This window comes from Bradyrhizobium sp. CCGUVB1N3 (genome assembly GCF_024199925.1).
Lineage (GTDB): Bacteria > Pseudomonadota > Alphaproteobacteria > Rhizobiales > Xanthobacteraceae > Bradyrhizobium.
The window spans coordinates 1,232,812-1,258,537 of record NZ_JANADR010000001.1; the positions used below are offsets into that span (position 1 = coordinate 1,232,812).

The 25,726-nt window shown below is 64.5% G+C and carries 23 protein-coding genes; 10 read left to right on the plus strand and 13 right to left on the minus strand.

The window, feature by feature from the left end; translation table 11 throughout:
* Window position 1: 1 nt before the first annotated feature.
* From tmk to NLM33_RS05875, 5 genes are read left to right on the plus strand one after another with little or no spacing between them, the layout of a single operon-like run.
* The gene (gene tmk, locus NLM33_RS05855; RefSeq protein ID WP_254095174.1) at window positions 2–688 is read left to right on the plus strand and encodes a dTMP kinase; all 687 of its coding nucleotides are present in this window, start codon (window positions 2–4) and stop codon (window positions 686–688) included.
* The gene (locus NLM33_RS05860) at window positions 685–1,731 is read left to right on the plus strand and encodes a DNA polymerase III subunit delta' (protein WP_254095175.1); all 1,047 of its coding nucleotides are present in this window, start codon (window positions 685–687) and stop codon (window positions 1,729–1,731) included. Before tmk ends, NLM33_RS05860 begins: the two co-directional genes overlap by 4 nt.
* A gap of 41 nt (window positions 1,732–1,772) precedes the next feature.
* On the plus strand, window positions 1,773–3,740 hold the full coding sequence (metG, locus tag NLM33_RS05865; RefSeq protein WP_254095176.1) for a methionine--tRNA ligase: 1,968 nt from the start codon (window positions 1,773–1,775) through the stop codon (window positions 3,738–3,740).
* Between the two features lie 10 nt (window positions 3,741–3,750).
* Window positions 3,751–4,527: a TatD family hydrolase gene (locus NLM33_RS05870; RefSeq protein ID WP_254095177.1), complete on the plus strand. Its 777-nt coding sequence runs from the start codon at window positions 3,751–3,753 to the stop codon at window positions 4,525–4,527.
* A 13-nt stretch (window positions 4,528–4,540) separates the two neighbouring features.
* Window positions 4,541–5,338: an MBL fold metallo-hydrolase gene (locus NLM33_RS05875; RefSeq protein ID WP_254095178.1), complete on the plus strand. Its 798-nt coding sequence runs from the start codon at window positions 4,541–4,543 to the stop codon at window positions 5,336–5,338.
* Between the two features lie 9 nt (window positions 5,339–5,347).
* On the opposite strand, the gene NLM33_RS05880 is transcribed toward NLM33_RS05875, so the two are convergent.
* The gene (locus tag NLM33_RS05880; protein ID WP_254095179.1) at window positions 5,348–6,361 is read right to left on the minus strand and encodes an autotransporter outer membrane beta-barrel domain-containing protein; all 1,014 of its coding nucleotides are present in this window, start codon (window positions 6,359–6,361) and stop codon (window positions 5,348–5,350) included.
* Window positions 6,362–6,440: 79 nt separating this feature from the next.
* On the opposite strand from NLM33_RS05880, the gene NLM33_RS05885 reads away from it, so the two are divergent.
* Complete coding sequence (locus NLM33_RS05885; protein ID WP_254095180.1) at window positions 6,441–6,614, plus strand: hypothetical protein; 174 nt, start codon at window positions 6,441–6,443, stop codon at window positions 6,612–6,614.
* 332 nt (window positions 6,615–6,946) lie between these two features.
* On the opposite strand, the gene NLM33_RS05890 is transcribed toward NLM33_RS05885, so the two are convergent.
* From NLM33_RS05890 to NLM33_RS05900, 3 genes are read right to left on the minus strand one after another with little or no spacing between them, the layout of a single operon-like run.
* On the minus strand, window positions 6,947–8,596 hold the full coding sequence (locus NLM33_RS05890) for an acyl-CoA synthetase (protein WP_254095181.1): 1,650 nt from the start codon (window positions 8,594–8,596) through the stop codon (window positions 6,947–6,949).
* Window positions 8,597–8,616: 20 nt separating this feature from the next.
* Window positions 8,617–10,482, minus strand: coding sequence for a TRAP transporter large permease subunit (locus NLM33_RS05895; RefSeq protein WP_254095182.1), 1,866 nt, complete (start codon window positions 10,480–10,482; stop codon window positions 8,617–8,619).
* Window positions 10,483–10,497: 15 nt separating this feature from the next.
* Window positions 10,498–11,517 carry a TRAP transporter substrate-binding protein gene (locus NLM33_RS05900; protein ID WP_254095183.1) on the minus strand — a complete coding sequence of 340 codons (1,020 nt, stop codon included), beginning with the start codon at window positions 11,515–11,517 and terminating at the stop codon, window positions 10,498–10,500.
* A 454-nt stretch (window positions 11,518–11,971) separates the two neighbouring features.
* Here NLM33_RS05900 and NLM33_RS05905 point away from each other — a divergent pair, with 454 nt between their 5' ends.
* Window positions 11,972–13,168, plus strand: coding sequence for a Xaa-Pro peptidase family protein (locus tag NLM33_RS05905; RefSeq protein WP_254095184.1), 1,197 nt, complete (start codon window positions 11,972–11,974; stop codon window positions 13,166–13,168).
* A 146-nt stretch (window positions 13,169–13,314) separates the two neighbouring features.
* Here the strand turns inward: NLM33_RS05905 and NLM33_RS05910 are convergent, their stop codons facing one another.
* From NLM33_RS05910 to NLM33_RS05950, 9 genes are all read right to left on the minus strand, one after another.
* Window positions 13,315–14,292, minus strand: coding sequence for a peptide ABC transporter ATP-binding protein (locus tag NLM33_RS05910; protein WP_254095185.1), 978 nt, complete (start codon window positions 14,290–14,292; stop codon window positions 13,315–13,317).
* On the minus strand, window positions 14,289–15,326 hold the full coding sequence (locus NLM33_RS05915) for an ABC transporter ATP-binding protein (protein WP_254095186.1): 1,038 nt from the start codon (window positions 15,324–15,326) through the stop codon (window positions 14,289–14,291). Before NLM33_RS05915 ends, NLM33_RS05910 begins: the two co-directional genes overlap by 4 nt.
* Before the next feature lie 11 nt (window positions 15,327–15,337).
* Complete coding sequence (locus tag NLM33_RS05920; protein ID WP_254095187.1) at window positions 15,338–16,243, minus strand: ABC transporter permease subunit; 906 nt, start codon at window positions 16,241–16,243, stop codon at window positions 15,338–15,340.
* Window positions 16,240–17,250 carry an ABC transporter permease subunit gene (locus NLM33_RS05925; protein WP_254105665.1) on the minus strand — a complete coding sequence of 337 codons (1,011 nt, stop codon included), beginning with the start codon at window positions 17,248–17,250 and terminating at the stop codon, window positions 16,240–16,242. The genes NLM33_RS05920 and NLM33_RS05925 overlap by 4 nt, the downstream gene beginning before the upstream one ends.
* A gap of 83 nt (window positions 17,251–17,333) precedes the next feature.
* Window positions 17,334–18,935 carry an ABC transporter substrate-binding protein gene (locus tag NLM33_RS05930; protein ID WP_254095188.1) on the minus strand — a complete coding sequence of 534 codons (1,602 nt, stop codon included), beginning with the start codon at window positions 18,933–18,935 and terminating at the stop codon, window positions 17,334–17,336.
* Between the two features lie 260 nt (window positions 18,936–19,195).
* A complete protein-coding gene (locus tag NLM33_RS05935; protein ID WP_254095189.1) occupies window positions 19,196–20,023 on the minus strand; it encodes a hypothetical protein in 828 nt (275 codons plus the stop codon).
* A gap of 221 nt (window positions 20,024–20,244) precedes the next feature.
* On the minus strand, window positions 20,245–20,910 hold the full coding sequence (locus NLM33_RS05940; protein ID WP_254095190.1) for a methionine ABC transporter permease: 666 nt from the start codon (window positions 20,908–20,910) through the stop codon (window positions 20,245–20,247).
* Complete coding sequence (locus NLM33_RS05945) at window positions 20,900–22,021, minus strand: methionine ABC transporter ATP-binding protein (protein WP_254095191.1); 1,122 nt, start codon at window positions 22,019–22,021, stop codon at window positions 20,900–20,902. Before NLM33_RS05945 ends, NLM33_RS05940 begins: the two co-directional genes overlap by 11 nt.
* A gap of 221 nt (window positions 22,022–22,242) precedes the next feature.
* Window positions 22,243–23,763 carry a DASS family sodium-coupled anion symporter gene (locus NLM33_RS05950; protein WP_254095192.1) on the minus strand — a complete coding sequence of 507 codons (1,521 nt, stop codon included), beginning with the start codon at window positions 23,761–23,763 and terminating at the stop codon, window positions 22,243–22,245.
* Window positions 23,764–23,968: 205 nt separating this feature from the next.
* Between NLM33_RS05950 and nthA the strand changes: the two genes are divergently transcribed.
* From nthA to NLM33_RS05965, 3 genes are read left to right on the plus strand one after another with little or no spacing between them, the layout of a single operon-like run.
* The gene (gene nthA / locus NLM33_RS05955) at window positions 23,969–24,595 is read left to right on the plus strand and encodes a nitrile hydratase subunit alpha (protein WP_254105666.1); all 627 of its coding nucleotides are present in this window, start codon (window positions 23,969–23,971) and stop codon (window positions 24,593–24,595) included.
* Entirely contained in the window at window positions 24,592–25,251 is a 660-nt protein-coding gene (nthB, locus tag NLM33_RS05960) for a nitrile hydratase subunit beta (protein ID WP_254095193.1), read from the plus strand. Before nthA ends, nthB begins: the two co-directional genes overlap by 4 nt.
* On the plus strand, window positions 25,251–25,628 hold the full coding sequence (locus NLM33_RS05965; RefSeq protein WP_254095194.1) for a nitrile hydratase accessory protein: 378 nt from the start codon (window positions 25,251–25,253) through the stop codon (window positions 25,626–25,628). Before nthB ends, NLM33_RS05965 begins: the two co-directional genes overlap by 1 nt.
* Window positions 25,629–25,726: the final 98 nt, after the last annotated feature.

A 25,726-nucleotide genomic window follows, 5' to 3' on the forward strand; every position in this document is an offset into this window, starting at 1 on the left:
CATGACCGAGATTCCAGTGAAGCCGCCGTCCGGGCGCGGGCGATTCATCACCTTTGAAGGCGGCGAGGGCTCGGGCAAGTCGACCCAGATCAAGCGGCTCGCCGACCGGCTCAACGCCACGAAGCTCAAGACCATCGTCACCCGTGAGCCCGGCGGCTCGCCAGGCGCCGAGATCATGCGCCATCTCGTGCTGTCCGGGATGGGCAAGCTGCTCGGGCCGGATGCCGAGACGCTGTTGTTTGCGGCCGCCCGCGACGACCATGTCCGCACGGTGATCGAGCCGGCACTCAACCAAGGCACGTGGGTGCTGTGCGACCGCTTCGCCGACTCGACGCGAGCCTATCAGGGCAGCCTCGGCAGCGTGCCTGAGGGCATCATCAACGCGATGCAGCGGGTCACGATCGGTGATCTCAAGCCGGACGTCACGATCATCCTCGATCTGCCGGTCGAGATCGGTCTGCAGCGCGCGGCCGCGCGGCGTGGTAGCGGCGCGCCGGATCGTTTCGAGGGCGAGAATGTCAAGTTTCACCAGGATCTGCGCGAGGCCTATCGCAAGATCGCAGCCGGCGATCCCGGCCGCTGTGTGCTGATCGACGCCAGTGGCGATGCGGACACGGTCGCCGCGCGAATCTGGGCGGCGTTGCGCGATCGCGTGTTCGGCGTCCCGACGAAGGCGGCGTCCGCATGAGCCCTCGCCAGACCGAGCGCGAGACCGCGGTCCCGCATCCGCGCGAGACCAGCCGCCTGTTCGGCCATCGCGAAGCTGAAGCTGCGCTACTCGCCGCCTACCGCAGCGGGCGCATTCCGCATGCCTGGCTGATCGGCGGACCGCAAGGCATCGGCAAGGCGACATTGGCGTACCGGATGGCGCGCTTCGTCCTTGCGCATGGCCATCCGCTCGCCCCCGCCGTGCAGCGGGCCGGAGATTTGTCAATTGATCCGAACGACCCCGTGGCGCGTCAGGTCGCCGCCGGCTCGCATGGCGGGCTGTTGACGTTGGAGCGCACCGCGAACGACCGCGGCGTGATGCGGACGGTCATCACGGTCGACGAGACGCGCGAGACGATCGCGTTCTTCGGCTCGACGGCGGCCGCCGAAGGCTGGCGCGTCTGTATCGTCGACACCGTCGACGAGCTCAACCCCAACGCGGCGAACGCGCTGTTGAAGATCCTCGAGGAACCGCCGCAGCAATCGCTGTTCCTGCTGGTCAGCCACGCGCCGGCGCGGGTGCTGGCGACGATCCAGTCGCGCTGCCGCAAGCTGCGGCTGCGCTCGCTTGCGACCGACGACGTGATCGGCGCCGCGGCTGTGGCCGCTGGGCTTGACGTGAGCGATCCGGCTCTGCGAGAGGCGGCAGAGGCTTCCGAGGGCAGTGTCGCGCGGGCGCTGACGCTGCTCGGCGGCGATGCGCTGAAGCTTCAGCAGCGTACCGCGGCGCTGCTCGCGCGTCTGCCGCAGGTCGATCCAAAGGAATTGCACACGCTCGGCGATTCGCTCGGCACCAGCGACCGCGTGGCGCTCGCGGCCTTCATCGACGGCATTGACCGCTGGATCGCCGAGCGGCTGCATGCGGATGAGGCCAGCGCGAACCAAAACCTGCCGCGCCTTGCACGGCTTGCGGAGGTATGGGAAAAGATCGTCCGCGCCGCGCGCGACACCGAAACCTACAATCTGGAGCGCAAGCCGCTGGTGTTTTCGGTGTTCGGCTGGCTCGCGGACGCAACGCGCTAGGCGCTGGTTTCCATTTTTTGAGAGCCGTAAAGGAATTCGTGGTGGCAACGCGAGCTAAGAAAACCGTCAAACGCAAGAGCGGCAAGAAGGCTGCGAAAAAGGCCGCCAAGAATACAGCCAAGAAAACGACCAAGAAGGCCGCGAAGCGGTCGGCCAAGTCGCGTGCGCGCAAGGTTGCCAAGAAGACCGGCAAGGTTGCCGCCAAGACAGCGAAGAAGTCCAAGGCCAAGGCGCGCGTGACCAAGACGGCGAAAAAGGCTGCCAAAAAGAGTGCGAAGAAACAGGTCATTGCCAAGAAGGCCGCCGGGAAACCGGCCAAGACCGTGAAGACGACCGTGGTGGCTGCGCCTCCCGCGGCGTCGGCTCCCGTCGCGACTCTTCCGAAAGTTGCGAAGCCGAAGGCGACGCGCGCACCCGTGAAGAAAGTGGTCGCTCCGCAAGTAGCAGCACCCGTCGCGGTGCCCGCGCGCGAAAACGCCTTCTACATCACGACCGCGATCGCCTATCCCAACGGCCAGCCCCATATCGGCCACGCATACGAGGCGATCTCGGCCGACGTGCTCGCGCGCTTTGCGCGCCTCGACGGCAAGGACGTGTTCTTCCTGACCGGCACCGACGAGCACGGGCTGAAGATGGTCCAGACCGCGCAGAACGAGGGGCTGACGCCGTCGGCACTCGCGACCCGCAACGCCAACCGCTTCAGGGAGATGGATGAGCGGCTCGACGTGTCGTTCGATCGCTTCATCCGCACCACAGAAGAGCAGCATCACCGCTCCAGCAAAGAGATCTGGCGGCGGATGGCTGATAACGGCGACATCTATGCCGACACCTATGCCGGCTGGTACTCGGTGCGCGACGAGGCCTACTACGCCGAGGACGAGACACGCCTGAACGATGACGGCGTGCGGCTCGGTCCGCAGGGCACGCCCGTCGAGTGGGTGGAGGAAAAGAGCTATTTCTTCCGGCTGTCTGCCTATCAGGACAAGCTCCTGAAGCTCTATGAGGAGAAACCCGAGTTCATCGGCCCGGATGCGCGCAAGAACGAGGTGGTGAGCTTCGTCCGAAGCGGCCTGCGCGATCTCTCGATCTCGCGCACCACCTTCGACTGGGGCGTGAAAGTGCCCGGCGACGAAGAGCATGTGATGTATGTCTGGGTCGATGCGCTGACCAATTACATCACCGGCGTCGGCTTCCCCGACCAGAGCGACGCCAACTGGGGCCGTTGGCCGGCCGATGTGCACATCATCGGCAAGGACATCATCCGTTTCCACGCGGTCTACTGGCCGGCGTTCCTGATGTCAGCGGGCATTCCCGTGCCGAAGCGGGTCTATGCGCACGGCTTCCTGTTCAACAGGGGCGAGAAGATGTCGAAGTCGGTCGGCAACGTCGTCGATCCCTTCAATCTCGCGGACCAGTACGGCGTCGACCAGATGCGCTATTTCTTCCTGCGCGAGGTGCCGTACGGCCAGGACGGCAACTACAACCATGAGGCCATCGTCGCACGCATCAATGCCGATCTCGCCAACGACCTCGGCAATCTCGCGCAGCGCTCGCTGTCGATGATCGCCAAGCAACTCGGTGGCGTGCTGCCGGAGCCGGGCGAGTTCAGCGACAACGACAAAGCGATCCTGGCCCAAGCTGACAGCATGATCGCGCTTGCGCGCGAAGCGATGGCTACGCAGCAGATCCATCAATGGCTCAACGCGGTGTGGGCCGTGGTCGCTGAAGCCAACCGCTATTTCGCGGGCGAGGCGCCCTGGGCGCTGGCGAAGACTGATCCGGCGCGGCAGAAGACGGTCCTGTACGTGACCGCCGAAGTCGTGCGCCAGATCGCGGTTCTGACCCAGCCCGCGATGCCGAGCGCCTCGGCCAAGCTGCTCGACAGCCTCGGTATCCCCGAAGGCGAGCGCACCTTCGCGATGCTCGGCGGCGAGAAGCGGATCGCGCCCGGCTCGACGCTGCCCGCGCCGACGCCGGCGTTCCCGCGCTACGTCGAGCCGGCAGCCTAAGGCCCGGACAATGCTGGTCGACAGTCACTGCCATCTGGATTTTCCGGATTTCTCGGACGATCTCGACGGGATCGTGTCGCGTGCCGCGGCCGCAGGCGTCGGCCGTATGGTCACGATCTCGACACGGGTGCGCAAGCTCGACCAGCTCATCGCCATCGCCGAGCGCTACGACAACGTCTATTGCTCGGTCGGCACCCATCCGCACAATGCGGATGAGGAGGACGGCATTTCGTCGGACGAGCTGATTGCGCTCACGAAGCATCCCAAGGTGGTTGCGCTCGGGGAAGCCGGGCTTGATTACTTCTACGACAACGGCTCGCCGGAGGCGCAGGCGAGGGGCTTTCGCGCCCATATCGCGGCTGCGCGCGCAACCGGCCTGCCGCTCGTGATCCACACCCGCGAGGCGGACGAGGATTGCGGGCGCATCCTGGAGGAGGAAGTCGCGAAGGGATCGTTTGCCGCCGTGCTGCATTGTTACACGGGCGGACGCGAGCTTGCGCTGAAGGCAATCTCTCTCGGCTTGTATATCGGCTTCACCGGCATCCTGACCTTCAAGAAGTCGGAAGCCTTGCGCGCGCTCGCGGCCGAGTTGCCGGCGGACCGTATCCTCGTGGAAACGGATTCGCCCTATCTCGCGCCCGGCAAATTCCGGGGAAAACGCAACGAGCCGGCCTTTGTGGTCGAAGTGGCAAAGGTGCTCGCCGAGACGCGCGGCGTGTCGCTTCCGGAGATATCGCGCCAGACCACCGAAAACTTCTTCCGCCTGTTCTCCAGGGTGAAGGCCTGAACCAGGGACGCCCATGACACTGACGCTGACGATTCTGGGCTGCGGCTCCTCCGCCGGCGTGCCGCGCCCGGCGCTCGGCTGGGGCGCCTGCGATCCCAACAATCCAAAGAACCGCCGCCGCCGCTGCTCGCTGCTCGTCGAGCACGCCGGCGAGCACGGCACAACGCGGATCGTCATCGACACCTCACCGGACCTGCGCGAGCAACTCATCGACGCCAATGTCGATCACATCGACGCGGTCTTCCTGACCCACGAGCATGCCGACCAGACCCACGGCATGGACGATCTGCGCTCGGTCGTGCTGCATATGCGCAAGCGCATTCCGACCTATTTCAACCAGTCGACCGCGAAAGACATCATGGCGCGGTTTTCCTATTGCTTCATCTCGCCGGAAGGCAGCGACTATCCGCCGATCCTGACCCGTCATTCCATCGAGGCGGGCGAGACCCAGACCATCTTGGGGAAGGGCGGCGCGGTGAAGATGACGGCCTTCCTGGTGCAGCACGGCCATATCCCCGCCCTCGGCTATCGCATCGGCGATGCCGCCTATACGCCCGACCTCAACGACATTCCGCGCGAGAGCTGGGGCGCGCTGGAAGGTCTCGATCTCTGGATCGTCGATGGCCTGCGCTACACCAGTCACGTCAGCCATTTCAGCATCAACGACGCGCTGTCCTGGATCGAACGCTTCAAGCCGAAGCGCGCCGTCATCACCAACATGACTGCGGATGTCGACTACGAGGTGGTGAGGCAGTCGCTGCCGGCGGGCGTGGTGCCGGCGTATGACGGTATGCGGCTGGAGACGCGTTGAGCACGCGTCCTACCAGGCGTAGCGCATGATGGCCTTGCCGGTATAGGACCGCACCTGGCTGGAGAATTCGCCGTCGAAGCTTGCGGCTGTGGCCCAGCCATTCAGCCATTTCAATTCGATCGCTCCGCCCGCGAGCGCCGAGTTCGGAGCCAGCGCCGCGCCGCTGGCGACGTAACCGAGCCCGGGCAGTGCCTGGAAGGCTGGCGCGATCGTGCTTGCGGCGCTGAAATCATGCGCCCAGGCGAGGTGCGTCCGGAAATTGAGCGCACCGCCCTGGAGCGCGAAGGCCGCGTTGGTGCGCAAGCCGACTTCGCTGCGGCTGTCGGTGACGCGATCGCTGCCGAAGGCCGCTGCAAACGCGTTCGTAGCAAAGGCCGGTTGGGATGCGTTGGCCGGAAGGCTGAAGGCCATGAACTGTCCGGCAGCGTAGGCGGTCACGCCGAGCCAGGGCGTCGCGAAGCGGTAACCGCTTTCGATACGGCCGGAATAGGCATTGGCGTTGAAGGCCGCGTTGAGCTGGTCGACGCCGGGATGATCGCTGGTGATCGCCTGCCAGCCATAGGCAACCGCCGTGGCGACATAGGCCTGCCCGACCGTATGCCTGACGAAGGCGCCGGCCTGAAACAGATCGGAGCGGCCGCTCCCGGCGCTGCCGGCGAAATTGGTGCCGCCGCCGGCCATCGCAAAGCCAAGCCGCGTCTGCGGCGACAGCGAATAATCGGCGCCGACCACGGTTGCAAAAATCCGGCTCGATGAGCCCGCGCCCGGCGCGGCGTTGCTGCCGGCCACCTGCGAGCCGCCGATGCCCGAAGCCCAAACGTTCCAATGGGGCGCATAAGAGGAGCCGGTGAGGGGCATTTTGCCGTAGACGGCCTCGTAGACCTCGCGCCCGACGCCGCCGCGCATTCGATCTGACGGGATCGCCGCATAGGCCGCCAGCGTTTCGTCGGCAAGCGCTGGCGAGGCGTCCGCTGCACGGCCGTCGATCGCGGGATCCAACAGCGTCTGTGTGAACTGCGTCATCGCGAGCAAAGTCGCTTGCGCGGTCTCGGCCTGCGACAGCGCTATTGGGCCGGGCGGCGTTGCCTGACCGAAGACACCGATGGCACTCGCGGCCGTCGATGAAACTGTCTGTGGCGGTGGCGCCGAGGCGACATTCGGCTGGCTGGCGGGAGTGCTGCCGGCGGGAGGTGAGGTCGTGGTGCCGGTGGGACTCGCAACCGTCGACGAAACTGTCTGTGACGGTGGCGCGGCAGCGACGCCTGTCGGCGTTTGAGTTGTTTGCGGGGAAGGTGTGGCAGCGACGGTCTGTTCAGGAGCGGGTGCACTGCCGGGAGCCGACGGCAGGCCCTGCGCGTGCGCGATGCCCGGCAGCAGTCCGATCATCAATAGCAGCGCCAGACGCAAAGATGCGTCTGCGCGCAAGACAAATCGCATGAAGCGCCCCACCGGACCGGTCGCCCGCCGCGCCAATCGCGCAGCCCCTCGTTCGGGAATCAGCGAATCCGATCCTCTGGAACCGTAGGCACGTCTCTATCTTTTTCAAATCTTTTCCGACCGTTTCCGGGATTTCACGGAAACCGGCAGCAGCCGTAAATGCGCGCCGAATCAGGCTGAGATCGCCTTCGCCGAGTCCACCTGGTTGCGCAGCAGGAATTTCTGGATCTTGCCAGTGGACGTCTTCGGGATCGGCCCGAACACCACCGCCTTCGGCGTCTTGAAGCCACTCATTTGGCTGCGGCAGAACGCGATGATGTCGGCTTCGCTGGCGCTCGCGCCGTCCTTCAGCTCGACGAAGGCGCAGGGGACCTCGCCCCATTTCGGGTCGGGCTTGGCTACCACGGCCGCGAACAGCACGGCCGGGTGCTTGTAGAGGATGTCCTCGACCTCGACGGAGGAGATGTTCTCGCCGCCGGAGATGATGATGTCCTTGGAGCGGTCCTTGATGATGACGTAGCCGTGCTCGTCGAGCACGCCGAGATCGCCGGTGTGAAACCAGCCGCCTTCGAAGGCCTCTTTGGTGGCCTTCTCGTTCTTCAGATAGCCCTTCATCACGATGTTGCCGCGGAACATGACCTCGCCGATGGTCTCGCCATCGCGCGGCACCTCCTGCATGGTCTGCGGATTGATGACGGTGACGCCTTCCTCCAGCGGGTAGGGCACGCCCTGCCGCCGCTTCATCCGCGCGCGTTCGGGTGCGGACAGTTCGTCCCAGCCCGGCTGCTCGGCGCAGACGGAGGCGGGGCCATAGACCTCGGTCAGCCCATAAACGTGCGTGAGCTTGATGCCGATGCTCTCGGCGCCCTCGAGCACGGCGACGGGCGGCGCCGCGCCCGCGATCAGGCCAACGACGCGCCGCGCGGCATTTCCCTTGGGCGCATCGGGCGCGTTGATCAGCGTGTTGTAAACGATCGGCGCGCCGCACATGTGGGTGACGCCGTGCGCCTTGATCAGTTCGAAGATCTTCGTCGGCTCAACCTTGCGCAGGCAGACGTTGATGCCGGCGGATGCGGCAATGGTCCAGGGAAAGCACCAGCCGTTGCAATGGAACATCGGCAGCGTCCAGAGATAGACCGGGTGCTGGCCGAGATTGCCGGCGAGGATGTTGCTGACGGCGTTCAGATACGCGCCGCGGTGATGGGTGACGACACCTTTGGGATTGCCCGTGGTGCCCGAGGTGTAGCTCAGCGCGATCGCGTCCCATTCGTCCTGCGGCGGGATCGCGTTGAAACCGGGATCACCCTGCGCGACCGCTGCCTCGTACTCGATCTCGCCGATGCGCTTTCCGCCCTTGAACGAAGCGTCGTCGACGTCGATCACGAACGGCTTTGGCCCCTTCATCAGCGCCAGCGCATCGGTGATGACACCGGCAAACTCGGGATCGACCAGGATGATCTTGGCCCCGCCATGATCGAGCTGGAACGCGATCGAGGGCGCGTCGAGGCGGATGTTCAAAGCATTGAGCACCGCGCCGGTCATCGGGACCGCGAAATGCACCTCGTTCATCGCCGGCACGTTCGGCAGCATGGCCGCCACGGTGTCACTGATGCCGATGCCCTTGCCTGCCAGATACGCCGCAAAGCGTCGGCACCGCTCATAGGTCTCGGCCCAGGTGAAGCTGCGGCTTTCATAGACGGTGCTGACATGGTCGGGATAGACGGCGGCGCTGCGCGCGAGGAAGCTCATTGGGGTCAGCGGCACGTAGTTGGCGGGCGTCTTGTCCAAGCCGAGATTGTAGTGGTTCTGTCTCTCACTCATCGGCACCCTCCCTCAACGCTTCAAAGGAATCCGATCGAAATCCACGGGAAGATCGCAACGATAATCAATCCTGCGAGCAACGCCAGCAGATAGCCCCAGATTGGCCTGATGCCCTCGGCGGGGTCAACGCGTCCAATCGCGCAGGCGGCATAGTAGCCGACGCCGAAGGGCGGGGCGAACAGGCCGATGCCCATGGCGAGGATGATGACCATGGCATAGTGCACCTCGTGCACGCCGACGGCGCGTGCGATCGGAAACAAAAGCGGCCCGAACAGCACGATGGCCGGAATGCCTTCCAGGACGCTGCCGAGGATGGTGAAGGCCAGGATCGAGACCGCGATGAAGGAGGCGGAGCCGCCGGGAAGGCCGGTCATCGCGGCCGCGAGCGAGCGCGAGAAGCCGGATTGCGTCAGGCCCCAGGCCATGCCCGTGGCGGTGCCGATGATCAGCAGGATCGCCCCTGACAGAGCCGCAGTCTCGACCAGCATCGGAAACAGCCGTCGCCAGTCGAAGCGGCGGTAGATCAGAAGGCCGACCAGGACGCCATAGACGATGCCGATGGTCGAGACTTCGGTCGCGGTCGCAATGCCCTCGACCACCGCATAGCGGATCACGAAAGGCAGGGCCAGCGCGGGCAGGGCGATGACGAACGTCTTGCCGATCTCGGAAGCCCTGGCGCGGCGGACATGGCTCATGTCCTCGTGACGATAGCGCCACCACACCAGCGTGCAAAGCGTCAGCGCCAGCACAACGCCGGGCAACAGGCCGCCGGTGAACAGTGCCGCGATCGAGACGCCCGTGACCGAGCCGATGGTGATCAGCACGAGGCTCGGCGGAATGGTTTCGGTCTGCGCGCCGGTGGCCGCGAGGAGGGCGACGAGATCGCCGGGCTTGGCGCCGCGCTGCTTCATCTCGGGGAACAAGACCGGCGCGACCGCGGCCATATCGGCCGCCTTGGCACCGGAGATGCCGGAGACCAGGTACATGGCGCCGACCAGCACGTAGTGCAGTCCGCCGCGGACATGGCCGAGCAGGCTCGCGAGGAAGGCGACCATGGCCCGCGCCATGCCGGTCATTTCGATCAGCAGCCCCAGGAACACGAACAGCGGTACCGAGAGCAGGATCAGATGGCTCATGCCCTCGTCCATCCGCCCGACCAGCACCATCACCGGCGTGCGCGTGGTCAGCGCGAGATAAAAGCCGAACGCAATGGGAACGCCGGCGAAGACACAGAAGCCGGCAACGCCGACGAAGAAGATCACCAGGTTGAGATTGCCGAGCGGCCGCAAGTACGGCTCGGCGAGCCAGAACAAACCAACGACGACGGCAACGGTCACGGCGGCCGTCAGCACGGTCCGATAGTCGGCGGCGCGCAGCAGGCGCAGCACCGCGAACGCCGCCATCAGGCAGATGCCGACCGGCAGCGCAGCGGCGCGCCACATGTTCGATATCTGCAGCGCCGGCGTCGTAATGAAGCTTTCCTCATAGGCGTAATCGTAGGACGGCCAGGCGATCATCACGAGGAACGCCAACGCGGCGCAGACCGCCACGAGATCGAGATAAGCCCGCATCGCCGGGCTCGCGCTCGCGACGATCGCCGTCATGCGCATGTGCTCGGAGCGGCGGAACGCCACCGCCGCGCCCAGCATCGCCAGCCACAGGAACAGGATGGATGCGAGCTCGTCCGACCAGACCAGCGGCCGGTGAAAGCCGTAGCGTGCGACGACGCCGGCGAACAGGATGACGATCTCGGCGACGACCAGGATCGCCGCCGGAATCTCGACGATGAAGCCGAGCACGCGCTCCAGCGAAGCCAGAATCGAAGGTCGGCGAGGGGACTGCACGGTCACCTCGCCCACCACCTCGGTCACCTCGATATGAGCCATGACGGCCTTGATGCGTTACGACAGCTTGCCGACAGCCTTTTCCAGGAGATCCCAGGCCTGGTCGCCGTACTTGCCCTTCCACTCGGCATAGAAGCCGGCGCTGCGCAGCTTGTCGCGGAACGGCGCAACCGCAGGCTGGTTGAAGGCCAGGCCTTTGCCCGCCAGCTCCTGCTGGAGATTGGCGTTGAGCTTGGCGGTGTCCTCGCGCTCCTTGACCGCCGCCGCGTTGATGTTCTTGGCGACGATGGCGCGCACGTCCTGTGGGAGCTTTTCCCAGGCGCGGCGGTTCGCCAGGAACCAGAAGCCGTCCCACATGTGGTTGGTCAGCAAGCAGTACTTCTGCACCTCGTAGAGTTTTGCGGTCGAGATGATCGCCAGCGGGTTTTCCTGGCCTTCGACGACCTTGGTCTGGAGCGCCGAATAGACCTCGCTGAAATTGATCGAGGCGGGCGCCGCATCGAACGCCTTGAACATCGAGGTCCACAGCGGCGACACCGGCACGCGGATCTTGAAGCCCTTGAGATCGTCCGGACCGTTGATCGGCTTGGTCGACGACGTGGTCTGGCGGAAGCCGTTATCCCAGATCCTGTCCATGACCTCGAGGCCGGCCTTCTTGATCTCGCCGCGCACATAGGCACCGAGATCGCCGTCCATGGCTTTCCAGACCGTGTCGTAGTCCGGGAACGCGAAGCCGATGCCGTTGATGGACGCCGCCGGCACCAGCGTCGCCAGGATCAGGCCGGACAGCGTGAAGAACTCGACGCCGCCGGAGCGGATCTGGCTCAGCATGTCGGTGTCCGAGCCAAGCTGATTGTTCGGGAAGATCTGGAGGTCGAACCTGCCGCCTGTCTCGCTCTTGATCGTCGCCGCCATCTCCTTGGCGCGGATGTTCAGCGGATGGGTGTCCGGCAGATTGTTGGCGTATTTGTACGAAAACTCGGCTGTCTGGGCGCGCGCCACATGGGGTGCGCCGATACCGCCCAAAACCGCGGTCGCGGCGGAGGCCTTGAGAAGCGTGCGTCGGGAAAAGCTCATCGGGGGTTTGCTCCCAAAAGGTTTGTTGTTGTTCTGAGATGCAAACCTATACGGACGGAAGGCCATGAGGTCATCTGCGATCTCGCGAGGTGTCGCTTATTGCAGCCGAGCCAAGTCGCGGCAACATCGGCGTTCGCAAGGTGCGGGCTTCCGTCAAAATCCGCAAAACAACCCCATGCAAAGTAGCGGCTGATAGCTGATACCAAGCTCGGCGGCTGCGACGATTTGAGGGCTAAACCAAATGCGTGCTGTTAGGAATTCCACCTAAATATCTGATCTAATTAGATATAAAAATATTCCATAATATACCTTATGCGAATTACGGATATGGGTGTGCAGATCAGGCGCGACGACAATTCTGAGGCTACCCAGAACCCCGCACCCGGCCCAGAGTTGTGCAAGCGAAGCGCGAAGTACACAGGCGCCAAACACCGTCGCTCATGGGAGGTCCATCATGCAGGAGGATGTCGCCAGCGGAGCCGACTCGCGCGCCATTCCATTCGATGCCGCCAAGCTCGACCGTCTGATGGAGGCCGCGGGCCTCGACGTCCTGATCGCGACCTCAAAGCACAACGTGCAGTACCTGCTCGGCGCCGAGCGCGCGATCTTCTTCGACTACATGGACGCGATGGGCGTCAGCCGCTACCTGCCGGTCCTGGTTTACCCCAAGGGCGCGCCCGACAAGGCCATCTATATCGGGCATCGCCTCGAGACCCATCAGCGCGCCGTAGCGCCGCCCTGGGTGGCACAGGTGCGGACCGAGTCCAGCGGTTCGGTCGATGCGGTGACGCGCGCCGTTGCCGCCCTGAAGGGCGCCGGCGTGCCGATGAATCGGGTCGGGGTCGAGATGGCATTCCTGCCCATGGACGCAGGGTGGGCGCTGGTCGACGCCCTGCCCGATGCCGAGATCAAGGATGCGCTGCTGGTGCTGGAGCGTTTGCGCGCGGTCAAGTCGGCGGCGGAGCTTGCCAAGCTCAAGACGGCATCGGAGCTCGTCATCGCCTCCATGCTGGAGGTGATTTCGAAGCACGGTCCGGGCACGACCAAGCAGCAGCTGTCCGACGCCTTGCGCATCGCGGAGGCCCAGCGCGGGCTGACCTTTGAGTATTGCCTGCTTGCCTGCGGCAACAGCCACAACCGGGCGCCGTCGCCGCAGCGCTGGGAGCAAGGCGACGTGCTCTCGCTCGACTCGGGCGGCAATTACCATGGCTATATCGGCGACCTCGCCCGCATGGCCGTGCTGGGCGAGCCGGACGCCGAGTTGAAGGACCTGCTGGCCGAGATCGAGGCCGTCCAGCGCGCCGCCTTTGGCGTCGTCCGGCCGGGCGCGCTTGGCGGCGCGATCTATGCCGCGGCCGAGCAAGAGCTCGCCAAGATCAGCCAGCGGGACTGCACGGACTTCCTGGCTCACGGCATGGGTCTGGTCAGCCACGAGGCCCCTCGCCTGACCGCCAAGGGTCCGGTGCCCTATGACGATCCCGACGCGCGGCTGCCGCTGGAGGTCGGCATGGTGGTGTCGATCGAGACCACGATGAAGCATCCCAAGCGCGGCTTCATCAAGCTCGAGGACACCGTCGCGGTGACGCCGACGGGCTACGAGATCTTTGGCGAGGGCGGCCGCGGGTGGAATCTTGGCGGCAGTGCGCCTTAGCCGCGGCGCTCCGATATTGGTTCGGTCCCACAATGGTCTCTCTCCGCCTGGCAACGTCCGTCTCAACGACGATTGCCGTTTGCCGACGACGTCGAACTCTCGATGCGGACGCGTTGAGCTCGCGATGGCGAACTGGAGGCCGATCGTTAAGCCGCCTGAGATTCCAGGAAACGCTCGGCGTAGTGGCAGGCGACGAGGCGACCGTCGAGCGGGCGCAAGGGGGGACGCTGCCCGCGGCAGAGGTCGGTCACATGGGGACAGCGGGTCGAGAAGACGCAGCCCTTTGGTGGATCGAGCGGCGAAGGCACCTCGCCCTTCGGCACGATACGCTGGCGTTTGCGGCCAAGGCCCGGCGTCGCGTCGAGCAATGCCAGCGCATAGGGATGCAGCGGCCGTGCAAAGATGCGCTCTTTCGGTCCGTGCTCTACTGCGATTCCCAGATACATGATCATCACGTCATCTGCGATGTGACGTACCACGCCGAGATCGTGCGAGATGAAGAGGTAAGCCAGCCCCAGTTCGCGCTGGAGATCGACCAGGAGGTTGATAACCTGCGCCTGCACCGACATGTCGAGCGCGGAGACCGGTTCGTCGGCAACCAGCAGCTTCGGCCGCAACATCAGGGCGCGCGCGATCGCGACGCGCTGACGCTGGCCGCCCGAGAACATGTGCGGATAGCGGCCATATTGCTCCGGCCGCAGCCCAACCCTCGCCATCATGTCGAGCGCCTGCGCCCGACGCTCCTGCTTCGAGAGCTTGGTGTTGATGATCAGCGGCTCTTCCAGTATGGCGCCGACGCGCTTACGCGGGTTGAGCGACCCATAGGGGTTTTGAAACACGATCTGGACGGCCCGGCGCAACGTCTGTGCGGCGCTGGCCGAAGGATTGACCGCACCCACCCCATCGAGCATCAACGTGCCGGCGCTCGGCTTCTCGATGAGCGTCACCAGCCTTGCGAGCGTCGACTTGCCGCAACCGGATTCGCCGACGATCGCCAGCGTCTTGCCGGCCTCAAGCGCGAACGATACTCCGCCCACGGCCTGCAGATGCGCCCGGGCGCGGAACCAGCCCTGCTTGATCTCGTAACTGCGCTTGAGATCGGTGGCGGTGACAAGCGCCGTCATGACACGGTCTCGCGCTTTGGGATCGACGCCCCGCCCTCGCCGGCCCGATCGGCCGCGATGCGTTCGTCCCGTGTCGGATCGCCGAGCGGATAATGACAACGGATCAGGCCGTCCATCCAGGGACGCAGGTCGGGACGCGCCTTGTCGGCCAGCGGCGTTGCATGGATGCAACGCGGATTAAACAGGCACCCGCGCGGCCGATCGTAAACCCCGGGCACCACGCCTGGAATGGTGGCGAGCCGTCCGCCGTCGCTCGCCTCAGGGCGTGCCGCCAGCAATGCGGACGTATAGGGATGCTGCGGCGACGCGAACAGGCTTTGCGTCGGGCGCTGCTCCATGATCTGCCCCGCATACATTACTGCGACGCGCTCGGTCGTGTCCGAGACCACGCCCATGTTGTGCGTGATCAGGATCAGCGCCATGCCGCGATCGCGTTGCAGGGACAGCAGAAGATCGAGAATCTGCGCCTGGATGGTGACATCGAGCGCTGTCGTCGGCTCGTCGGCGATCAGGAGCTTCGGATTGCAGGCGATCGCCATCGCGATCATGACGCGCTGGTTCATGCCGCCCGAGAGCTGGTGCGGATAGGCGGACAGCCGCTTCTCCGGGGCCGGAATGCCGACTTGCTCGAGGAGCTCGACCACGCGCCGCCGCGCGGCCTTGCGATCCATCCCTTCGTGGATGTGCAATGTCTCGGCCAGCTGATAGCCGATAGTGAAGGAGGGATTGAGCGACGTCGTCGGCTCCTGGAAGATCATCGCGACGTCCTTGCCCGTGAGCGCGCGCCGCTCGCGATCGGTCAAGGTCAGGAGATCCCTCCCCTCGAACAGCAGCCTGTCGGCCGTAACACGCCCCGGATAGGCCACAAGCCCCATCAGGGCCAACATGGTGACGCTCTTGCCGGATCCGGATTCTCCGACGATCCCCAGCACCTCGCCTCTTTCGAGCGCGATGCTGACGCCATCCACTGCGCGCACCATCCCGCTCTGCGAGGGAAACGCGACCGATAGATTTTCGATCTCGAGGAGCGGCATCGGATCGTCTTTCAACGCTTGAGCTTGGGGTCTAGCGCGTCACGCAGTCCGTCGCCGAGAAGGTTGAAGGCCAGCACGGTTACGAGGATCGCCAAGCCTGGAAGCGTGACGACCCACCAGGCCCGCAGCACAAATTCGCGCGCATCCGCCAGCATGGTCCCCCATTCGGGCAAGGGCGGCTGCGCACCGAGACCGAGAAAGCCGAGCGCGGCCGCGTCCAGGATCGCCGTCGAAATGCCGAGCGTCGCCTGGACAATCAGCGGCGCAGTGCAGTTCGGCAATACCTCCTTGAACATCAATCGGAGCCGGCCGGCACCCGCGACTTTGGCCGCGGTGATGTAATCCTTCGAGACTTCGCTGATCACGGCGGCGCGCGCAATCCGCACATAGTGCGGCAAGAGCACGATCGCGACCGCCAGCATGGCATTCATCAGGCCGGGCCCAAGGATCGCGACGATCACGATCGCGAGCAAAAGGCTTGGCAGCGTCAACGTGATGTCCATCAGCCGCATGATCGCGATTTCGATGACGCCGCGAAAAAAACCCGCCACCAGCCCAAGGATCGTCCCGGCGACCACCGACAGCGTCACGACCGCGATTCCGATCAGAAGCGAAAGCCTTGCTCCGTGAATAAGGCGGGAAAGAATATCGCGGCCGATGGCGTCGGTGCCGAGCGGATAGGCGATCGATCCACCCTGCTGCCAGAACGGAGGTTTCAGAAAGGCCGCATTGTTGGTGATGATCGGGGAATGCGGCGCAACCAAATCGGCGAAAAGTGCAACGAGGATCAGAACCATGATCACTGCTAGACCCATCACGGCGCCGACATTTGCCTTGAAATCGAACCAGAATTCCAACAGCGGATGCGGCGGAGCGGCGGCTGCGACGACGGGGTTTTCGAGGACTTCGGCGGTCATCTTGTGTACCGGATGCGGGGATTGATCAGCCCGTAGGTGACGTCGACCAGCAGATTGACGATCATGACGATCGCGCCGATCAACAGCGTGCCGCCCTGCAACACCGGATAGTCGCGACGGTTGATACCCTCGATCAGCCATTTGCCCACGCCGGGCCAGGAGAAGATGGTTTCCGTGAGGATCGCGCCAGTAAACAGGACGCCGACCTGCAGCCCGATCACCGTCACCACCGGAATCAGCGCATTGCGCAGCGCATGAATCGCGATCACCCGGAAACGCGGCAACCCCTTGGCGCGGGCGGTGCGGATGTAATCTTCGCCCAGGACCTCCAGCATGGCGGACCGCGTCATGCGGGCGATCACGGCGAGCGGCACGGTGCCGAGCACGATCGTCGGCAGCACGAGATGTGACAAGGCCGAACGAAACGCGCCGAAATCGCCGTCCAGCAGCGTATCGATCAGCAGGAAACCGGTCACTGGTTCGATGAAGTATTGCACCGCGATCCGGCCCGACACGGGAGTCCATCCAAGCTGTACCGAAAAAAGCAGGATCAACAGCAATCCCCACCAGAAAATCGGCATCGAATACCCGGTGAGCGATATCCCCATCACGCCATGATCGAAGATGGAGTTGCGGCGAACCGCGGCGATGATGCCGGCCGGCAATCCGAGGCACAATGCAAACAGGATCGCGCAAACAGACAGCTCGATCGTTGCCGGGAACAGCATCCGAAATTCAGAGATCACTGGCTCATGGGTGACGATCGAGCGGCCGAGGTCGCCATGCGCCATCCGTGACAGATAGAGGCCGTACTGGACCAAAACGGGCTGATCGAAGCCGTAGTCAGCGCGCAATTGCGCGAGCCGGGCCGGATCGATGCCGCGTTCGCCCGCCATGGTCTCGATGGGATCGCCGGGTATCAAGCGGATCAGCACGAACACAAGCAACGTGATCCCGATGAAGGTCGGAACCACGAGACTCAGTCGGGTAAGAGTGAACCGGAGCACGCCGTCCTCAGTCATCTCGAAGGAAGGAGAAGGGCAAAAGAGCGCGGGAGCGGCGAAGGCCACTCCCCCGCTCTGGTCTTCCTCTACTCCTTGACGTCGACACCATAGAAGTTGTGGCGTCCGAACGGCGACAGCTTGAAGTCGACAACTCGCTTGCTGACGGGCTTCAACTGCACCGCGTGCGCGATGGTGAACCACGGAGCCTGGTCCTTGAAGATCACCTGGGCCTGCGCATACAACTTGGCCCGCTCGGCCTGATCGCTGACGGTCTTGGCCTTCACGACCAGATCGTCGAACGGCTTGTAGCAGAACTTGGCGATATTCGAACCCGATGCCGATTGCGCCGAGTCGCAGCCCAGCAATGTGTGCAGGAAGTTGTCAGGATCGCCGTTGTCGCCGGTCCAGCCCAGCATACCCATCTGGTGCTCGCCGGCCTGCATCCGCTTGCGGTATTCGCCCCATTCAAATGACTTGATTTCGGCCTTGACGCCGATCTTGGCGAGGTCGGCCTGCATCAGTTCGGCAATGCGCTTGGCGTTCGGATTGTAGGGGCGTTGCACCGGCATGGCCCATAGATCAGTTTCGAAACCGTTCGGAAATCCTGCGTCGGCCAGAAGCTTCTTGGCCGCCGCCGGATCATAAGGGTCGTCCTTGACGTCGTCGTTATACGACCACATCGAGGGCGGGATGGGATTTTTGGCTGCGATGCCGGTCGACAGATAGACGGCGTCGATGATTGCCCTCTTGTCGATCGCCATGCTGATGGCCTTGCGCACGCGCACGTCGTCGAAGGGCTTCTTTTGCGTCTGGAAGGCCAGATAGCCGACGTTGAGGCCCGGCTGTTCCAGGATGGTGATGTTCGGATCTTTCTTTATCGCATCGATGTCGGCCGGGTTCGGATAAGGCATCACGTCGCATTCGCCCTTCTGGAGTTTGGCCCAGCGAACGGATGCATCCGGCGTGATCGCGTAGACGAGGTCGTCGATCTTCGCCTTTCCGCCCCAAAATCCAGGGAACGCCTTGTACCGGATCACGGCGTCCTTCTGATACTGCACCAGATAAAACGGTCCGGTGCCGATCGGATCCTGGTCGATCTTTTCGGGCGTGCCGGCCTTCAGCATTGCATCCGCATATTCCTTCGACTGGATGGCCGCGAAGGGCATCGCGAGGTCGGCGAGGAATGGGGCTTCCGGCCGATTGAGCGTCACCTTGATGGTGTAATCGTCGACCTTCTCGACCGAATTCAGCAATTTCGGCATCCCCATGTCGCCGAAATACGAATGGTTCGGACTCGTCACCTTGAAATACGGATTGTCCTCCTTCCATTGCCGCTCGATCGAGAATATGACGTCGTCGGCATTGAAGTCGCGCGTCGGCTTGAACGACTTGGACGTCGAATGCCACTTCACGCCCTTGCGCAGGTTGAAGGTATAGGTGGTGCCGTCCGGTGAGATCGTCCATTTTTCCGCGAGGGCCGGCACCACTTGCGTGCTGCCGCGCTCGAACTCGACAATGCGATTGTAGATCGGCTCATTGCCGTCGAACGACGTGCCGGTGGTGTTGACGCCGGGATAGAAGTTCTCCGGGCTGCCTTCCGAGCAGAAAACCAGGGTTTTGGCGGAAGCAGCCGAAGCCACCACAAGCGCCGAAGCGCAGACGGCGGCGAGCAGAATTGATCTGTCCACTGTTGGAACTCCAGGTGAATTCTTCGGCGCGGTTCAGGCTGCGCCAGAGACGCCCGAACGAGCTTGCTATCGGGTATTGCGGCTGTCAATGCGTCCTGAGTTGATGCGTCATCGGACTCCGATGCCGACGAGTTTGCGACGCCGTGTGAGGTCCGCTGATCGAAGCTCATGTCCGCAAGTCAGCCGTGAACGAGAGTGGCTTGTGGGAACGCGGCCGCGGTGCACGCGGCGTATCCAAAGGCGAGCGGCCGCGCCCCCTGCTAGCGCAACGGCAGCAGGTCGATCTGGCTCTGCGCCTTCTTGACGGCTGTTACGAACCAGCTCTGGCTTGGCGCCGCCTTGGCGAAGCACTGGGTCAACGCGGTCATCGCCTGGTCCTCGCGGGTCATATCGCCCCGCGGGTCCTTCTTGTTGATGGGCTTGGCCATCATCTGTTTCCAGACCTGCTCGCAGGCCGGGATCTCGGCCGTCTTCACGGCGTCGCGGACGGCGACGAAATAGACCTTGTCGCCCTGGATCGCGACCACGTCGATCTCGCTGGGCGGTCCCTTGATGTCGCCATTGCCCCGCAAGCCCAGCACAGCGACCGCGACGCTCGCCGAAGCAGGCTTGGCGATCGGCAACTCCGCGTATTTGGCGAAGGCGGAATCCTGGATCGCAGCATAGTAGAACTGATCCGACTTGAATGCGGCGCTGATATCCTGCGGCATGCCGTCCGCTCGGTGCTCGCCAAGCCAGTGCTTGAGCAGCGCCATGGTCGTCACCACGGCCTCCGTCTTGTCGGCCTTGGAGGAGAAAGCCAGCCCGTCGAGATGGCCGAAGCCCGAGTCGCCCTTGTAGAGCGTGTCGACATTGGATTGCGGGTCAGCGGGAAGCCCCTTGATCGTGACCGGCCCCACCAGGCTGCGTAGCACCCCCGTAAGCTCCTTGAGCGCCGCATCCTGCTGCTTGTAGGTCTCCTCGTTCTCGGGAGCTTTGGTGAATTTTGCGATGTAGCGATCGCGCAGTTCGAGGTAGCGCTGCTCGGGCGAGGCGGCATTTGCACTCGTGACGCATGTGAGCAAGCAGAGCAGGCTAAGCCACTTCATAGAGATCCCGCGGGTGTAAGAGCTGTTGTCAGTCTTTGTACCCGGGTTCCGCGGGAAGGTTCATTTCGATGCAGGCGCCCTCTCCCCGTGCCGGCGCTGGCGCCGGCCGCCGACCGCGTCGATCCGGCGCAGCATGTCGGCGGGATCGTCATAGACGCGGAAGGCGCCGGATTGGCGCAGCTCGTCCGGCCCGTAGCCGCCGCAGCTTGTTGCCTTTAGCGTCAGCGATGCCGCAGCTTTCGGTTGACCCGCCGCGCCAGATGGTCGCCTGCGGACTGGACCGCCTGCACCAGCGCGATCAGGACGATCACGACGGCGAGCATCATCTCCGGCATGAAGCGCTGATAGCCGTAGCGGATGCCGAGGTCGCCCAGCCCGCCTCCGCCGACCGCACCGACCATCGCGGAGTAGCCAAGTAGGCTGACGACCGCGAGCGTGAGGGCGAGGACGAGGCCGGGCAGCGCCTCGGGGATCAGCACCTTGAGCACGATCTGGAGCGGCGAGGCGCCGAACGAGGACGCCGTCTCGATCAGGCCGGCATCGACCTCGCGGATTGCGGCTTCGACGAGCCGCGCGATGAACGGCGTCGAGGCAATCGTCAGCGGCACGATCGCCGCCGTCGATCCGATCGACGTTCCCGCGACCAGCCGCGTGAACGGAATGATCGCGACGACCAGGATGATGAACGGCGTCGAGCGCGTCGCGTTGACGACCATGCCGAGCACGGCATTGACCGCGGGCGCGGCGAACAGCTCGCCTTTGCGGCTGGTCGCCAGGAACACGCCGATCGGCAGTCCGAAGACGGTGCCGAGCAGTGCGGCGACCGAGACCATGAACAGGCTCTCGAAGGTAGCCTGGACGATGAGACTGATCATTTCAGGCGACATGGCCGAGACGCTCCGAAGCGAATTGATGTTGCGCGAGCCAGGCCAGCACCTGCGCCGCCGCCCCCTCCCCGCCGGGAATCCCGATCGTCAGCGAGCCGACATGCTGGCCGCCGATCTCGTCGATGCGCGCGGCGAGCAGCCCCACGTCGATGCCGACTTCGCGCGCGAGCCGCGCGACGAGCGTGTCGCCAGCACCCGTGCCGCGCACCTGGACGCGGATCACGGCCTGCCCGCCCGCAACCGGCTGCGCCGCGAGGCGCGAGGCCAGCGACACCGGCAGGCTGTCGCCGACGACCTCGGCGATGAAGGATTGCGTGATGGGATGCTGCGGGTTGGTGAAGATGTCGGCGACGTGGCCGCGCTCGACGATGTGGCCGGCATCGATCACGACCACCTCCTTGGCGAGCTGCCGCACCACGGACATCTCATGCGTGATCAGCACGATGGTCACACCGAGCTCGCGATTGATGTTCGCGAGCAAATCGAGGATCGCGCGCGTGGTCTGCGGATCGAGCGCCGAGGTCGCCTCGTCCGACAGCAGCACGTCGGGGCGTGTCGCGAGCGCCCGCGCAATGCCGACGCGCTGCTTTTGGCCGCCGGAGAGCTCCGACGGATAGCGGTCGGCCTTGTCCGCGATGCCGACGAGTGCGAGCAACTCGGCGACGCGCGACTTGATCTCGGCTTTCGGCCAGCCGGCGATTTTCAGCGGCAGCGCGATGTTGTTGGCGGCGGTGCGCGAGGACAGCAGGTTGAAGTGTTGGAAGATCATGCCGATCGAGCGCTGCGCGAGCCGCAGGTTCGCCCCGGCGAGCGCGGAGATGTCGCGGCCGTCGACCACGACGCGGCCGGCGGTCGGCTTCTCCAGCCCGTTGATCAGGCGCACCAGGCTCGACTTGCCGGCGCCGGAGCGGCCGATCACGCCGGTGATCGATCCGCGCGCAATGGCGAAGTCGATGTCTTGCAATGCATGAACGCCGGGCTTGTCGCGATAGGCCGGATAGATCTTGGAGATGCCTTCGAACCGGACCATGGCGTCGGGCGCATCGCCCGGCGAAAATGTTGCCTGTGCCCCGATCGGTTCCCCGACCGCGAGCGCTTGGTGTGCATTCATTCGAATAACTCTCATTCGCAAGGCGTCGCCGGTTCGAGCGGCCAAGCGAGGTGGCAGCGGCGAAAAAGGCGTCAGGCGAGCGGGATTGCCGGACTGCGCGCTGCATTGCAGCACGCACAATTGCCTGATCCGGCCTGACTTGCAATCGCAGATATTCAGGCCGGGCTAGGCGAAGCTTCCCCTCTTCAGCGCGGAAGGAGAAAATTCGTCCTTGGCGTGTCCTAGCCTCCGCGGAGCTGCAACCACGGCAGCACGATGACGAGCAGCCCGGCAAAATAGATCAGCCCGAAGATCAGGCCAAAGCTCCAGAACTGGCCTTTGCCGATATAGCCGCTGCCGAAATACATCGGTGCCGGCCCGGTGGCGTAAGGCGAGATCACGCCCATCAGGCCCAGCGAGTACATGCAGAGCAACGCGAGCGTCGTGACCGGAAGGCCGGGGATGCCGGAGCCGACAGCCAGCACCACGGGCAGCACGGCCGCCGCGTGCGAAGTGATGCTGGAGAAGAAATAGTGGATCCAGAAGAACAGCGCGACCAGCATGAGCATCGCCGTCGACGGCGACAGCCCGGCGAGCGGCTTGGCATATTCGTTGGCGAACCATTTGATGAAGCCGATCTCGTTCAGGCCCGAGGCCAGCGTCAGCAGCGAGGTGAAATAGAAGAACACCTCCCAGGCGCTCTTCTCGCTGACGATGTCGTTGAACTCGACGATGCCGGTGACCAGCATCAAGGAGATCACGATGAACACGACCGTCGTGGCGTTGATGAAGTTCGAGCCGAGGATGGGCAGGCTGATGTCGGGGGTCGAGCCTGTGATCCACAGGAACATCGCGAGCACGATCAGGCCCAGCATGATCCATTCGTGGCGCGACATCGGCCCCATCGTCGCCAGTTCCCTGCTGGCCCATTCGGAGATCTCGGGGCTCCGCTTCACCTCGGGACGGCAGATGGCATAGCTCAGAAGCGGCACCAGCAGCATCAGGAGGATGCCGAGCGGCGCAAAGCCGATAAACCACTGCGCCCAGCTTATGTCGATGCCTGCGGTCCTCTTGGCGATGGCGAGCGCCGCGGCGTTCGGCGCAAGCGCGGTGAAGAACAGCGAGCTCGTCACGGCGGTCGCCGCGAACGCGGTCCACATCACATAGGTGCCGATCTTGCCCGCGGTCGGGCCGGGCTCGGAGCCGTAGATGCGCGGGATGTTGCTGATGATGGGATAGACGATGCCGCCGCTGCGCGCCGTGTTCGAGGGCGTTGCCGGCGCCAGCAGGAAATCCGACATCGCGACCGCATAGCCGAGCCCGAGCGTGTTGCGCCCGAGGCTGCGTACCAGCACGAGCGCGATGCGCCGGCCAAGCTGGCTCTTGCGATAGCCGATCGAGAACACGAATGCGCCGACGATCAGCCACACCGTGCTCTCGGCAAAGCCCGCCAGCATCCAGCGCAGCGATTTTGTCGGATCGGGATCGATATAGCCGCTGATACCGGCGACCGTCAGGCCGATCAGGCCGACCGCTCCGACCGGCATCGATTCCAGAATGAGACCGGTGATGACGGCGGCGAATACCGCGAAATAGTGCCACTGATTGGCGTTGAGACCTGGTGGCACCGGCCACAGATAGATCGCGAGCCACACCACGAGCGGGGCGAACAGCTTCCAGCGAAATCCCTTCGCCTCTGGCGCCTTTGCGCCAACCGCCTTCGAGGCAACCGGCGTTGTGTCAACCGGCTTTGAGTCAACCATGATGGGCTCTCCCCCTCAATTCCTGTGGCATTGTGCCGGCTCGTTGACCGAGGCTCGGCCGTCCCCGAGGGGCCGTATACGGATAGTCTACGATGCGATCAATGGCCGCGCGAGGCCAGCCTACCGGCGAGGTCACAAACACGTGGCGTCATGTGCGGATCGCCGGGCCTCGACAGATGCGGACCGGTGGGCCTATCTTCCGGCCATGGGCGAACACGACCACCATCACGATCACGACCATTCGGAACTCTCCGAAACCGAGCTGCGCGTGCGCGCGCTCGAAAGCATCCTGACCGAGAAGGGCTATGTCGATCCGGCCGCGCTGGATGCGATCATCCAGGCCTTCGAGACCAGGATCGGCCCGCACAATGGCGCGCGCGTCGTTGCCAAGGCCTGGACTGATCCGGCCTTCAAAGCGGCCCTGCTGGAGGACGGCAGCAAGGCGATCGGCACGCTCGGCCATGTCAGCCGCGTCGGCGATCACCTCGTCGTGGTCGAGAACACGCCCGAGCGCCACAACATGATCGTATGCACGCTGTGCTCCTGCTACCCCTGGGAGATGCTCGGGCTGCCGCCGGTCTGGTACAAGGCTGCGCCCTATCGCTCGCGTGCGGTGAAGGATCCTCGCGGCGTGCTCGCCGATTTCGGCGTGGCGCTGGGCAAGGACATCGAGCTCCGCGTCTGGGACTCCACGGCGGAGACGCGCTTCCTGGTGCTGCCGATGCGGCCCGAGGGCACGGAAGGCTGGAGCGAGGTACAGCTCGCGGACCTCGTGACGCGCGATTCCATGATCGGCACCGGCTTTCCGAAGACGCCGGGAGCGCCGTCATGAACGGCGTGCACGACATGGGCGGCATGGACGGGTTCGGTAAGGTCGAGCCCGAGCCGAACGAGCCGACGTTCCACGCGGACTGGGAAGCCCGCGTCCTGGCCATGGTGCGCGCGATGGGCGGCGCCGGCGCCTTCAACATCGACACCTCGCGCTTCTATCGCGAGACGCTGCCGCCGCACGTCTATCTCTCGAGCTCCTATTATCAGAAGTGGTTTTTGGGGCTCGAGGAGATGCTGCTCGACAAGGGCTACATCGCCAAGGAGGACGTCGCGGCCGGCCATGCGGTGACGCCGGCAAAGCCGCTCAGGAACGGCAAGTTCGAGGTCGACGATCTCGAGCGGATCATGGTGCGCGGCAAGTTTGCCCGCCCTGCCCCGGCGCCGGCCCGCTTCAGGATCGGCGATCGCGTGCGCGCGAAGAACATTCATCCGGCGACGCATACGCGGCTGCCGCGCTATGTGCGCGGCCATGTCGGCGTGGTCGAGCGCAACCATGGCTGCCAGGTGTTTCCGGATTCGGCTGCGATGGAGCTGGGCGAGAATCCGCAATGGCTCTACACGGTGGTGTTCGAGGGGCGTGATCTCTGGGGCGCGGATGGCGATCCGACCTCGAAGATCTCCATCGATGCGTTCGAGCCCTATCTGGACCCCGCGTGATGAGCACCGCTGCTGCCGCGAGAGCGACCGCGGCCGTCCCGAGCATTCCCCGCGATGACGACGGTCCGGTGTTCCGCGCGCCCTGGGAGGCGCAGGCCTTCGCGATGGCGCTGACGTTGCACGAGCGCGGCGTCTTCACCTGGAGCGAATGGGCCTCAGCGCTCGCCGAGGAGATCAAGCGTGCCCAGGCCGCAGGCGATCCCGACACCGGCGAGACCTACTATCTGCACTGGCTCGCCACGCTGGAAAGGCTCGTCGCCAGCAAGGGCGTCACCTCTTCGGAAGCCCTGCACCGCTACCGCGACGCCTGGGACCACGCCGCCGACCGCACCCCGCACGGCCAGCCGATCGTGCTGGGGCCGGAGGATTTTGGCTAGTCGCCCCAATCCACACTGTCATTCCCCGCGAAAGCGGGGAATCGAGTACGCCGCGGATTCTCCGTAACCTCGCACCGTCTCTGGAATACTGGATCGTC